Origin of the sequence: Streptomyces sp. VTCC 41912 (assembly GCF_045799175.1) — a bacterium.
Taxonomy (GTDB): Bacteria; Actinomycetota; Actinomycetes; order Streptomycetales; family Streptomycetaceae; genus Streptomyces; species Streptomyces albulus_C.
The window spans coordinates 246,380-258,848 of the sequence record NZ_JBJMAB010000003.1 but is presented as its reverse complement, the minus strand read 5'-3'; the positions used below and the strand labels follow the sequence as shown (position 1 = coordinate 258,848).

At 69.1% G+C, this 12,469-nt stretch carries 12 protein-coding genes; 4 read left to right on the top strand and 8 right to left on the bottom strand.

Annotated features, from left to right (window positions below):
- The first annotated feature begins 15 nt into the window (after positions 1 to 15).
- From ACJ6WD_RS06575 to pknB, 3 genes are all read left to right on the top strand, one after another.
- Positions 16 to 1,413: an FtsW/RodA/SpoVE family cell cycle protein gene (locus ACJ6WD_RS06575; RefSeq protein WP_233657233.1), complete on the top strand. Its 1,398-nt coding sequence runs from the start codon at positions 16 to 18 to the stop codon at positions 1,411 to 1,413.
- Positions 1,410 to 2,879 carry a penicillin-binding protein 2 gene (locus tag ACJ6WD_RS06570; protein WP_233657234.1) on the top strand — a complete coding sequence of 490 codons (1,470 nt, stop codon included), beginning with the start codon at positions 1,410 to 1,412 and terminating at the stop codon, positions 2,877 to 2,879. The genes ACJ6WD_RS06575 and ACJ6WD_RS06570 overlap by 4 nt, the downstream gene beginning before the upstream one ends.
- A gap of 146 nt (positions 2,880 to 3,025) precedes the next feature.
- The gene (pknB, locus tag ACJ6WD_RS06565; protein ID WP_233657235.1) at positions 3,026 to 5,023 is read left to right on the top strand and encodes a Stk1 family PASTA domain-containing Ser/Thr kinase; all 1,998 of its coding nucleotides are present in this window, start codon (positions 3,026 to 3,028) and stop codon (positions 5,021 to 5,023) included.
- A gap of 79 nt (positions 5,024 to 5,102) precedes the next feature.
- On the opposite strand, the gene ACJ6WD_RS06560 is transcribed toward pknB, so the two are convergent.
- The 6 genes from ACJ6WD_RS06560 to ACJ6WD_RS06535 form a co-directional block, all read right to left on the bottom strand.
- A complete protein-coding gene (locus ACJ6WD_RS06560; protein ID WP_233657236.1) occupies positions 5,103 to 5,849 on the bottom strand; it encodes a class E sortase in 747 nt (248 codons plus the stop codon).
- A gap of 26 nt (positions 5,850 to 5,875) precedes the next feature.
- Positions 5,876 to 7,480 carry a class E sortase gene (locus ACJ6WD_RS06555; protein WP_407615283.1) on the bottom strand — a complete coding sequence of 535 codons (1,605 nt, stop codon included), beginning with the start codon at positions 7,478 to 7,480 and terminating at the stop codon, positions 5,876 to 5,878.
- Positions 7,477 to 8,133, bottom strand: coding sequence for an aminodeoxychorismate/anthranilate synthase component II (locus tag ACJ6WD_RS06550; RefSeq protein ID WP_233657238.1), 657 nt, complete (start codon positions 8,131 to 8,133; stop codon positions 7,477 to 7,479). Before ACJ6WD_RS06550 ends, ACJ6WD_RS06555 begins: the two co-directional genes overlap by 4 nt.
- Positions 8,130 to 8,306 carry a hypothetical protein gene (locus ACJ6WD_RS06545; RefSeq protein ID WP_016572301.1) on the bottom strand — a complete coding sequence of 59 codons (177 nt, stop codon included), beginning with the start codon at positions 8,304 to 8,306 and terminating at the stop codon, positions 8,130 to 8,132. Before ACJ6WD_RS06545 ends, ACJ6WD_RS06550 begins: the two co-directional genes overlap by 4 nt.
- An 82-nt stretch (positions 8,307 to 8,388) precedes the next feature.
- Entirely contained in the window at positions 8,389 to 9,078 is a 690-nt protein-coding gene (locus ACJ6WD_RS06540; RefSeq protein ID WP_376437888.1) for a class E sortase, read from the bottom strand.
- A gap of 36 nt (positions 9,079 to 9,114) precedes the next feature.
- Positions 9,115 to 9,885: a DUF881 domain-containing protein gene (locus ACJ6WD_RS06535; protein WP_016571109.1), complete on the bottom strand. Its 771-nt coding sequence runs from the start codon at positions 9,883 to 9,885 to the stop codon at positions 9,115 to 9,117.
- A gap of 170 nt (positions 9,886 to 10,055) precedes the next feature.
- On the opposite strand from ACJ6WD_RS06535, the gene crgA reads away from it, so the two are divergent.
- Positions 10,056 to 10,310 carry a cell division protein CrgA gene (gene crgA / locus ACJ6WD_RS06530; RefSeq protein ID WP_016571110.1) on the top strand — a complete coding sequence of 85 codons (255 nt, stop codon included), beginning with the start codon at positions 10,056 to 10,058 and terminating at the stop codon, positions 10,308 to 10,310.
- Between the two features lie 258 nt (positions 10,311 to 10,568).
- Here the strand turns inward: crgA and ACJ6WD_RS06525 are convergent, their stop codons facing one another.
- Entirely contained in the window at positions 10,569 to 11,483 is a 915-nt protein-coding gene (locus ACJ6WD_RS06525; RefSeq protein WP_407615282.1) for a rhomboid family intramembrane serine protease, read from the bottom strand.
- A 192-nt stretch (positions 11,484 to 11,675) separates the two neighbouring features.
- Entirely contained in the window at positions 11,676 to 12,203 is a 528-nt protein-coding gene (locus ACJ6WD_RS06520; protein WP_016571112.1) for a peptidylprolyl isomerase, read from the bottom strand.
- Between the last annotated feature and the right edge of the window lie 266 nt (positions 12,204 to 12,469).

Sequence of the window (12,469 nt, the reverse complement as noted above, 5' to 3'; positions counted from 1 at the left end):
GGGGCCGGAGATTTCATGAGCAGTACAACGACCACGACCACCGTGGGCACGTTCGCCGCGCCCAGCCGTCGCAACACCGAGCTGGCCCTGCTGGTCTTCGCGGTGCTGATCCCGGTCTTCGCCTACGTCAACGTCGGCCTGGCGAAGGACGGTTCGGTGCCCGCCGGGGCGCTGGGTTACACCCTGGGGCTGGGCCTGTTGGCCGGCGTCGCGCACCTCGTCGTCCGCAAGTGGGCGCCGTACGCGGATCCGCTGATGCTGCCCATCGCGACGCTGTTGAACGGCCTGGGGCTGGTGTTCATCTGGCGGCTCGACCAGGAGCCGAAGATCAGCACCCCGCAGCTGGGCGGCGCCATGGCACCGGGCCAGATGATGTGGTCGACGCTGGGCGTCGCGCTCTTCCTCGGCGTACTGATCTTCCTCAAGGACCACCGCGTCCTGCAGCGCTACACCTACATCTCGATGGTGGTCGCGCTGGTCCTGCTGGTCGCACCGATCTTCTTCCCAGCACGGTTCGGCGCGCGCATCTGGATCACGATCCCGGGTGTGGGTTCGCTGCAGCCCGGTGAGTTCGCGAAGATCGTCATCGCGATCTTCTTCGCCGGCTACCTCATGGTGAAGCGGGACGCACTGGCACTGGCCAGCCGCCGCTTCATGGGCATGTACCTGCCGCGCGGCCGGGACCTCGGCCCGATCCTGGTCATCTGGGCGCTCAGCCTGATGATCCTGGTCTTCGAGACCGACCTGGGCACCTCGCTGCTCTTCTTCGGCCTCTTCGTGATCATGCTGTACGTCGCGACCGAGCGGACCAGCTGGATCGTGTTCGGTCTGCTGCTGAGCGCCGGTGGTGCGGTCGCCGTGGCCACCTTCGAGTCCCACGTGCAGGTCCGCGTCCACAACTGGCTCAACCCGCTGGAGCTGCTGAACGGCGGCGTGACGGAGACCGCGCAGGCGATGTACTCCTTCGGCTCCGGCGGCATCCTCGGGTCCGGCCTCGGACAGGGCTACTCCCGCCTCATCGGCGGCATCGCCCCGAAGAGCGACTACATCCTCGCCACCGTCGGCGAGGAGACCGGCCTGGCCGGTCTGATGGCGATACTGCTGCTGTACGGCCTGCTCATCGAGCGCGGCATCCGCACGGCGCTGGCCGCCCGCGACCCGTTCGGCAAGCTGCTGGCGGTCGGTCTCTCCGGTGCCTTCGCCCTCCAGGTCTTCGTCGTCGCCGGCGGTGTGACGGGTCTCATCCCGCTGACCGGCATGACGATGCCGTTCCTGGCGCAGGGTGGTTCGTCCGTCATCGCCAACTGGGCGCTGGTGGGCATCCTGCTCCGGATCAGTGACACCGCGCGCCGTCCCGCACCCGCCCCCGCCCCGTCCACCGACGCCGAGATGACCCAGGTGGTCCGCCCGTGAACAAGCCCCTGCGACGGGTCGCGGTCTTCTGCGGCCTGCTCGTCCTCGCCCTGCTCGTCCGCGTGAACTGGGTGCAGTTCGTCCAGAGCGACCAGCTCAAGAACGATCCGAACAACCGCCGGGTGGCGATCGAGCGCTACAGCACCCCGCGCGGCAACATCATCGTGGACGGCAAGGCCATCACCGGCTCGACGACCACGGACATCGGCGACTTCAAGTACAAGCGCACCTACAAGAACGGCAAGATGTGGGCGCCGGTGACCGGCTACGCCTCGCAGGCCTTCGACTCCAACCAGTTGGAGAAGCTGAACGACGCGATCCTCACCGGCACCGATGACCGACTCTTCTTCAGCCGCACGGTCGACATGTTCACCGGCGGCAAGCAGAAGGGCGGCAACGTGGTGACCACCCTCGACGCCAAGGCGCAGCAGGCGGCCTTCGACGGGCTCGGGGACAAGAAGGGCGCCGTGGTGGCGCTCAACCCGGAGACCGGGGCGATCCTGGCGCTGGCCAGCACCCCGTCGTACGACCCGTCGACGTTCGCGGGGATGAGCGACAAGGACGCCAAGGCGTACAACGGGCTGCTGAAGCAGAACGACCCCGACGACCCGATGCTGAACCGGGCGCTGCGGCAGACGTACCCGCCCGGCTCCACGTTCAAGGTCGTGACGGCCGCCGCGGCGCTGGAGAGCGGCCTGTACACCGACGTCGACGCCAAGACCGACTCGCCGGTGCCGTACATCCTGCCGGACACCGCGCACCAGCCCCTGAACAACGAGGGCAACATCCCCTGCGAGAACGCGACGATGCGGGTGGCGCTGCAGTACTCCTGCAACACCGTCTTCGGCAAGATCAGCGCGGACCTCGGCAACGCGAAGATGAAGTCCGAGGCGGAGAAGTTCGGCTTCAACGACGCGAAGATCGACACTCCGGTGCGGGCCGCGGAGAGCGTCTACCCGAAGGACAACCGGCCGCAGAACGCGATGGCGGGCATCGGCCAGGCGTCGAACCGCGCCACGCCGCTGCAGATGGCGATGGTCGCGTCGGCGGTCGCCAACGGCGGCAAGCTGATGAGGCCGTACATGGTCGACCAGCTCGTGGCCCCCAACCTCAACGTCGTGCAGCAGCACACGCCGCAGGAGATGAGCCGGCCGCTGAAGCCGGAGAACGCGCAGAAGCTGCAGAGCATGATGGAGACCGTGGTCAAGGAGGGCACGGGCACCACCGCGCAGATCCCCGGCGTCACGGTCGGTGGCAAGACGGGTACCGCGCAGCACGGCGAGAACAACAAGGACAACCCGTACGCCTGGTTCATCTCGTACGCGAAGACCGCCAAGGGCACCCCGGTGGCGGTGGCGGTCGTCATCGAGGGGTCAGACACCCTGCGTGGCGACATCGCCGGCGGCAAGCTCGCCGCTCCGATCGCGAAGAACGTGATGGAGGCGGTCATCGCCGGCGAGCGGTGACGGCGGTCATGGCGATACCGGTCACATATCAGGTTGCGGCTCCGGTCCGGTCCGGGACGGCGTGCCGGGTACGGTATGCCCGGACAGCACACCGCCGGACCACACACGGGTGCGGTCGGGACTGACGGAGAGGGCTGGAGAAGCTTATGGAAGAGCCGCGTCGCCTCGGCGGCCGGTACGAGCTGGGCTCGGTGCTCGGTCGTGGTGGCATGGCGGAGGTCTACCTCGCGCATGACACCCGCCTCGGCCGCACCGTGGCGGTGAAGACGCTGCGGGTGGACCTCGCCCGCGATCCGTCCTTCCAGGCCCGGTTCCGCCGTGAGGCCCAGTCGGCCGCCTCGCTGAACCACCCGTCGATCGTCGCGGTCTACGACACCGGCGAGGACTACGTCGACGGGGTGTCGATCCCGTACATCGTCATGGAGTACGTGGACGGGTCGACGCTGCGCGAGCTGCTGCACTCCGGGCGGAAGCTGCTGCCCGAGCGGTCGCTGGAGATGACCACCGGTGTGCTGCAGGCGCTGGAGTACTCGCACCGTGCCGGCATCGTGCACCGTGACATCAAGCCGGCCAACGTGATGCTGACCCGTACCGGCCAGGTCAAGGTGATGGACTTCGGCATCGCCCGGGCCATGGGCGACGCCGGGATGACCATGACGCAGACCGCGGCGGTGATCGGCACCGCGCAGTACCTGTCGCCGGAACAGGCCAAGGGCGAGCAGGTCGACGCCCGCTCCGACCTGTATTCGACGGGCTGCCTGCTCTACGAGCTGCTGACGGTGCGGCCGCCGTTCGTGGGGGACTCCCCGGTCGCGGTGGCCTACCAGCACGTGCGGGAGGAGCCGCAGCCGCCGAGCACCTTCGATCCGGAGATCTCCCCGGAGATGGACGCGATCGTCCTGAAGGCGCTGGTCAAGGATCCGGACTACCGCTATCAGTCGGCGGACGAGATGCGGGCCGACATCGAGGCGGCGCTGGACGGCCAGCCGGTCGCGGCGACCGCCGCGCTGGGTGCGGTCGGCTACGGCGAGCAGGACCAGCCGACGACGCTGCTGCGGGCGCAGGACCCGGGCGGTCCGAAGACGTCGATGCTGCCGCCGATGAACCCCGACGACGGGGGCTACGGCTACGAGGACCGCGCGGACCGGCGGCGGGGCGGTGGCCAGAAGAAGAGCAACCTCTCCACGATCCTGCTGGTCCTGGCGGCGGTCCTGGTCCTGGTCGGTGCGATCTTCATCGGCAAGGCCATGTTCAGCGGCGGGACCAAGAACAACACCATCTCGGTGCCCAACCTCGTCGGCAAGACGCTGGCGGAGGCGAAGTCCTACGGCGAGAACAGCTCCTTCAAGGTCGCCAAGCAGGGCAGCAAGCAGTGCGACAACGCCAAGAAGGGCCAGATCACCGAGCAGGACCCGGCGGCCGACGAGAAGATCGACAAGGGCACCACGGTCAAGGTGACGATGTGCTCGGGCGCGGTCAAGGTGACCGTTCCGGACGTGCAGGGCATGCCCTTCGACGCAGCGGAGCAGGAGCTCAAGAGCAAGGGCTTCCAGAACATCACCAAGACCGAAGAGGTCTCCGACCGGACGCCGGGCGTCGTCACGAAGCAGGACCCCAAGGGGCAGGCCGAGACGACCAAGGACACCCAGATCACGCTGACGGTGGCCAAGGCGGCGCCGAAGTCGACCGTTCCGGACGTCACCGGCCAGGACTTCAACGCGGCGCAGAAGCAGCTGCAGGACCTGGGCTTCACCGTCAACCGGACCGACCAGGACGTGTCCGACCCGGGGCAGAACGGCAAGGTCATCTCCCAGTCCCCGACCGGCAACCAGCAGGCGGCGCAGAGCTCCACGGTCACGCTGACCGTGGGCAAGGCGGCGCAGGCGCAGGTGCCGGGCGTGACGGGCAAGAAGGTGAAGGACGCCAAGCAGATGCTCCAGCAGGCGGGCTTCAACAACATCCAGTTCGCGGGCGGCAGTTCGCAGGACGACAACGCCATGGTCATCAGCCAGGACCCGCAGCCGGGAACCGGCGGTGACCCCGCGTCGACCACCGTCACCCTGACCACCATGGGTGGCAACAACGACGGCAACAACGACGGCGGCATCTTCGGCGGCCCGTTCGGCTGGGGCAAGAAGCACTAGCGCCCGCACGGCACCGTACGACGACGGAGCCCCGGCGGCCCTTGGAGGGCGGCCGGGGCTCCGTCGTGCGGTGCGGGGCTCAGCGGAGTTCGGCGGGCGGCGTGCGGTCCCCGTCGACCTTCTGGGTGCGGACCAGCTCGCCCCAGACGACGTAGCGGTAGTCCGAGGTGTAGACGGGGGTGCAGGTGGTGAGCGTGATGTAGCGGCCGGCCTTGTGCTTGCCGGACTCGGCGGGGACCTTGTCGAGGACCTTCACGTTGTACTTCGAGGTCTGCGGCAGCGTCGCGAAGACCTTGTAGACGTACCAGGTGTCCTTGGTCTCGAAGACGATCGGGTCGCCGTCCTTGAGCTTGTCGATGTTGTGGAACTTCGCGCCGTGGCCGTCGCGGTGGGCGGCGAGGGTGAAGTTGCCTTCCTTGTCCTGCGGCAGGGCGGACTTGACGGGCTTGGTGTAGTAGCCGGCCACGCCCTCGTTGAGGATGTCGCTGCCGGTGCCCTTCTTGACCAGCACGTCGCCGTTGTTCATCGCCGGGACGTGCAGGAAGCCGATGCCGTCCTTGGTGTCCAACTCTCCCGGGCCCTTGGGGCCGGGGGCCGCGGTGGCCCAGTGCTGGCGGACCTTGTCGCCCTGCTGGTGCGATGCGCGGTCGGCGAGGACGTTGGTCCACCACAGCGAGTAGACGACGAACAGACCGAGGACCAGCCCGGCCGTGATGAGCAGTTCACCGATGACGCTGACAACGGAGGCGAAGGTCTGCCACCTCCGGCGCGGTTCCGGTGGCGTCGCGGGCCGGTCGTGGTCCTCGTCGATTCCGCTGGCAGTCACCGCGTCGCTCCCCTTCAGTCGTCCGCTCAGCCGGCGAGCGCTGCTGGTTTGCCCTTGCTCCGCGGCCGCTCGTCGACCATCTTGCCCCAGACGATCAACCGATAGGTACTGGTGAATTCCGGGGTGCAGGTGGTCAAGGTGATGTACCGGCCGGGGCCGGTGAATCCCGACCCGGGCGGCACCGGCGTGATCACGCTGGTGTTGCTGGGAGAGGTCTGCGGGAGGACGCTCTCCATCTCGTAGGTGTAGTAGGCGCTCTGCGTCTCGACCACGATCTTGTCGCCCTTGGTCAGGCGGTTGATGTAGCGGAACGGCTCGCCGTGGGTGTTGCGGTGGGCGGCGACGGAGAAGTTGCCGGTCTTGTCCCAGGGCATGGCGGTCTTGATGCCGCTGGCGGCGTCGTAGTGGCCGATCATGCCGTGGTCGAGGACGGAGTGCTTGTCGATGCCCTCGGCGATCGGGGCCTTCACGTCGAGCTTGGGGATGTACATGATGCCGAAGCGCTCGCCGTCCGCGAGGTTCTTCTTCTCCCCGCCGCCCTGGTCCCACTCGTGCTGGAGGTTGTTGGCGGCGCCGCCGGCCTCCTCGCCGGCCATCACGTTCGTCCACCACAGCTGGTAGGTGACGAAGAGAAGCATCAGCACGCCGAGCGTGATGAACACCTCGCCCAGCGCGCGGCTGGCGATCAGGCCGGGGCTGTCCTTGGCGGCGCGCTGGGCCCGGCGGGCCTCGACGCGCGTCATGGGTGGTTTGGGCGCCTCGGCTGCGGTCGCGGCGGCGGAGGGGGACGCAGCAGCAGCCACGGCGCCGCGCCGACCGTGGCGGCCGCCCCGCTTGACCGCCGCCTGGGCAGCCTTGCGACGGGCCGCGCGGCCTCCCGTCTCCGAAGCGGTCGTGGTTTCACGTGAAACGGCGGTGGTGGAGTCGGTTTCACGTGAAACCGTCGCGCTGGTTTCACGTGAAACGTCGCCGCGGGCGGGCTGTTCGGCCTGGCGCAGCGCCATGGTCTCGTCGTCCGGCCGTGGCGGAGCAGCGGCAGGTGTGGGGCGCACGGACCGACCGGGCCGTGACGGAACCAGCGGGGGGATCGTGGGAAGAGGCGCGGTGAGGGCCTCCGCGACCCCGTGCGGGCCGTGCGGGCCGGGTATCGGCTCGGTGGGGGGCGGTGCGTAACTGCCGCGGCCGAAGCCGCCGTTCACCTGGCCGTAGAGATCGGCTTCGGGGCCGTGCGGCGGGGCGGTGCGGGGCACCGGCGGGGTGTCGCCGGGGCCGGGTCTGCGGTGCCGGGCCGAACGCCGCGGAGGGTCCGCTGCCTCGGGCCGGGACGGTGCCGGCGGGTCCTGGCGGGGCCGGAACCAGGGGGAGCCCTCGGCCGCGGCTCCCCCGCCGGGGCGGACGGAGGGCGCGTCCTGTGCGTACGGGGTCGGGTACGGGTCGGGATGGGGGCGCGAGGTCGCCGACCGGCCGGGCAGGGGGTCGTTCAGCGGGTCGTCGAGCCGTCCCACCGCCGCCTCGAACGCGTCGGACCGGCCGTGCGGGTCGGTGGGCGCGTACGGGTCCTGCGGTGCCTGCGGCGGGTCCTCGTGCGGCTCGTAGGACCGTCCTTCGTGCTCGGGGCGCAGCGCGGTCACGCGCCGGCCTTGCCGACCACCGGGGCAAGCCCCGCCGAACGCTCCACCGCTCCCTCGTCGCCGCACTCCACCAGCCAGTTGGCCAGCATCCGGTGTCCCCATTCCGTCAGTACCGACTCGGGGTGGAACTGCACGCCCTCCACGGGGAGTTCACGGTGCCGCAGCCCCATGATGATCCGGCCGCCGGGGGCGTCGTCCGCCTCCGTCCAGGCCGTGACCGCCAGCTCGTCGGGGACGGTGTCCGGTTCGACGGCCAGCGAGTGGTAGCGGGTGGCGGTGAAGGGCGAGGGCAGCCCGGCGAAGACGCCGGCGCCCTCGTGGAGGACGGGCGAGGTCTTGCCGTGCAGCAGCTCGGGGGCCCGGTCCACCACCCCGCCGTAGGCGACCGCCATCGACTGCAGGCCCAGGCACACGCCGAACACCGGGACGCCGGTGTCCGCGCAGTGCCGGACCATGTCGACGCAGATCCCGGCCTGCTCGGGGGTACCGGGGCCCGGGGAGAGCAGCACACCGTCGAAACCGTCCTGGGCATGGCGCGGGGCCACCTCGTCGTTGCGCAGTACCTCGCATTCGGCACCGAGCTGGTAGAGGTACTGGACCAGGTTGAAGACGAAGCTGTCGTAGTTGTCGACGACGAGAATCCGTGCGGTCATCGGGTGGCTGCCATCCCTTGGTCGACAGTGACGTCATTGAAGGGGAGCAGTGGCTCCGCCCACGGAAAGACCCACTGGAAGAGCACGAAGACCACCGCCAGGACGAGCACCACGGAAATCAGCGCCTTCACCCACGTGGTGCCCGGCAGATGCCGCCAGATCCAGCCGTACATGCTGTCGCTGTCCCCTTGCCGATGCCGTTTGACGATGTCGATTGCGACACCAGAGTAAGGGGAGAGGCTGTGCTCGGGTGGGTCAGCCGGTCAAAGCCGACGGCCTTCCCTGGGTGACGGATTGGGTCGAATCGAGGTGTGCCCAGGCGATCAGGCGGTGGCTGTGGCCCCACTCCGGTTCGCAGGTGGTCAGCGTGAGGTAGCGGCCGGGGCCGGTGAAGCCGGACTTCCGGGGGACCGGGTCGATCACGCCGATGTCGGTGGGCAGCGTCGTGTAGGGGTGGTTGTCGATGCGGTAGGTGAACCACGTGGTGCCGTCGGTCAGGACCACGGCGTCCCCGGGGCGCAGTTGCGGGAAGTCCTTGAACGGGTCGCCGTAGGTGCGGCGGTGGCCGGCGACGGCGAAGTTTCCGGTCGCGCCGAGCCGGGCGGTCCCGTCGTAGTGGCCCAGGCCGCGCTGAAGGACGTCGGTCCCGGTGCCCTCCAGGACGGGCTTGGCCCAGTCCGGCCCGAAGCGGGGGATGTACATCACGGCGAAGGACGCGCCCGGGGCGTAACGGCGGGGCGGGGCGGTGGGTGTGGGGGCGGGGGTGCCGGCGGCGGCGACCGGGCCGGTGGACCACTGGTCCTGGAGCCTGCCGATCTCGCCGTCCATCGCGCTGTCCGCCCGGACGCCGGTCCAGTAAAGGAGGTAGACGACGAAGAGGACGATCAGCGTGCCGACGGTGAGACAGATTTCGCTGGCCGTCCGCACGATCCACCGCACCGTCATCCGACCGCCCCTCCCTGCCGGCCCGCGGGATGCGGGCTACGGCTTCACAGGCTGTGCGTAGTGGAGATCCACTGTGCCGGAGTAGCCGGGAAGAGTCACCGCCTCGTCCTGGTCGACTTTCCAACCGAGGCCGTAGGCGTTGACGTACTGGAGGTAGTTCTGGATGGCGGGGGACGCGGTCAGGGCGCCGTTGAGGGCGTCCCGGTCGCCGACTGCGGTGATCTTGTAGGGCGGGGAGTAGACCCGGCCCTGGAGGATCAGGGTGTTGCCGACGCAGCGGACCGCGCTGGTGGAGATCAGCCGCTGGTCCATGACCTTGATGCCCTTGGCGCCACCGTGCCAGAGCGCGTTCACCACGGCCTGGAGGTCCTGCTGGTGGATGACCAGGTCGTTGGGCTGCGGCTCGGGGATGCCGGGGATCTTGGCGGTGGCGTTCGGCGGGGCGTCGGTGAGCGTGACCGTCAGTCCCTGACCGGAGACCGGCTTGGTGCCGGCGCTCTTCTCCAGGCCCTGGAGCGCGGCCTCCTGCGAGGCGGACGGGGCGGTGTCGCGGCGGGCGAGGGCGTCGACCTCGGAGCGCAGACCGGCGTTGCGCTCGTCCTGGGCGCCGTTCTTGTGGCTGCGTTCCTGGATGAGGTCGGACAGCCGGAGCATCGAGTCGTCCGAACGGAGGTTGGTGCCGCGGGCGGTGTCGAAGCTGAGCCAGAACATCAGGCCGGCGAGGGCGAAGACGAGGAGGGTGAGGAGCCGAACGGGCCGCAGTCGGGCTCGAAGGGGGCGCCCGGGGGAGCCGTCGGAAGTGCTCAACGTACCCTTACTCCTTACGACGCCGCGGAAGCACTACGCTAACGGACGCCCGGGAAGGAATTCCGTTCCCCTCGTGTCCGTACCCTGGCTCTCGTACCGCATCCGTGCGGAGGGAACCGCCCGCTCACCGTGGAGAGCGGGGGAGCAGCACATCGACAGGAGAGTTCCTCGTGCCGAAGTCACGGATCCGCAAGAAGGACGACTTCACGCCGCCGCCGGCGAAGACCACCAATCTGAAGATGAACGCAGGCCGCGGGTGGGTCGCGCCGCTGATGCTGGCGATGTTCGTCATCGGGCTCGCGTGGATCGTGCTGTACTACGTCTCCGAGGGCGACCTGCCGATCAAGGCGATGGGCAACTGGAACATCGTGTGCGGCTTCGGCTTCATCGCGGTGGGGTTCGGCGTCTCCACCCAGTGGAAGTAGCCCGCGCCCTCCCCCAGGGCTAGCGCAAGCCCTGCCCAAGGCCATCCACACAGTTATCCACAGCCGGGGAAAACTTCAGAAGATCTGTGGATAACCCTCGTGGGGTTGACGCCGGTGTGACCGGCGGCCCCCCTGGAAGCCGGCCTCCATCCCTGCCCCTTCCTGCGGAAACACCGCGCAGCGGGGCAGCGGGGCCGGCCTCTGCACAGCATGCACAAGATCCTTCACTGACTGTGGACAACATGGCCCCGCGGGGCCTCAACCCACCAGTTGAAGGCTGCGTACCCACACCACCGCGACGATCGCGAGCAGCACCAGCACGCATGTGCCGACGTGCACCAGCGTCCGGCGCTCCCGCGGTGCGTGCACCATGCCGAACGCCACCGCGGCGCCCACGATCAGCCCGCCGACGTGCGCCTGCCAGGCGATGTTCGGCCACAGGAACGTGAAGGCCAGGTTGAGGGCGAGCAGGATCAGCACCGGCTTCATGTCGTACCGCAGCCGGCGCATCAGCACGGCCGTGGCACCCAGCAGGCCGAAGATCGCGCCGGACGCGCCCAACGAGGGCTGGTTCTGCGCGCTGAGCAGGAAGGACAGGGCGCTGCCGCCCAGACCGGCGAGCAGGTACAGGGCGGTGAAGCGGAGCCGGCCGAGCGCCGCCTCCAGCGGCGGGCCCAGCCACCACAGCGAGAGCATGTTGAAGCCGATGTGCGCGATCTCCTCGTGCAGGAAGACCGCGGTCAGCAGGCGGTACCACTCGCCGTGCGCGACCCCGACCAGCTGGTAGCGGCTGGGATCGACGGCCAGGCCGATCAGGTCGAGCCGGTTGACCAGGTCGAAGCCGTACTGCTTGGACGCCAGCACCGCGACGAAGACCGCGACGTTCAGGCCCAGCAGGATCTTGGTGATCAGCTTGGGGTCGGCGGTGAGCGTGCCGCCCGCTATCGTGCGCGGCGCGCTGGCCCGCGGCGCCGGGCCGCTGCCGCCGCCGGTGCGCACGCAGTCCGGGCACTGGAAGCCGACCGAGGCGCTGACCATGCACTCCGGGCAGATCGGCCGGTCGCAACGGGTGCAGCGGATGCCGGTCGGCCGGTCCGGGTGACGGTGACAACCGGGCAGGCCGTCCTGGCCGTGCGCCTGCTGCGGCTCCTGCGGGCTGCCTGGCTGGTCCATCGGTCCCCTCGTCCTCATCCTCACCGGGGTCACCGGGGCACCCGCCCGTCACTCGAGCAGCGCCCCACAACGGGCTTCACGCCTCGCCCGTCGCCCGGGCACCGCCCCACAACGAGCTTCGCGCCCCGTCTCCATCTTCTACGACCGGACGGGGCGCGATGGTTCCCCGGAACAGGCCGGGGCGGGACCCGCTCAGCGGGTCTCGATGACCACCGACTCGATGACGACGTCCTGCACCGGACGGTCGGTGCGGGGGTTGGTCTGGGTCTCGGCGATGGCGTCGACGACCTTCTTGCTGGCCTCGTTGGTGACCTCACCGAAGATGGTGTGCTTGCCGGTCAGCCAGGCGGTCGGGGACACGGTGATGAAGAACTGCGAGCCGTTGGTGCCCGGACCGGCGTTGGCCATGGCCAGCAGGTACGGCTTGGTGAACGCCAGGTCGGGGTGGAACTCATCGGCGAACTTGTAGCCGGGGCCACCCGTACCGTTGCCCAGCGGGTCACCGCCCTGCAGCATGAAGCCGCTGATCACGCGGTGGAAGACGGTGCCGTCGTAGAGACGGGCGGTGGTCTTCTGACCGGTGTTCGGGTCGATCCACTCCCGCTCGCCGTTGGCGAGCTCGACGAAGTTCTTGACCGTCTTGGGGGCGTGGTTCGGCAGAAGCCGGAGTTCGATGTCGCCCTGGTTCGTCTTCAGGGTGGCGTAGAGCTGCTCAGCCACGATCTACCTTCCATAAGTCTTCACTGACGGTCCCCGATCCTGTCATGAACCGCCCGCCGGGTGCCGGGCCGCCACCTCTTGACGGTCTTCGTACTGATTTCCCGCGCACGATGCGGCAGTGCGTGGCATCGTCGTCATAAGGCTCCGGAAGGTCCCCAATGACCCGGATGCCCGTTCGCACATGCCGTGTGGGCAGGGAGCGGGCATGCTCGTCAATCGGGTGGACAGGCGACACAGCAGAGGTGGGGGAGCAGCCCCCAGACCCG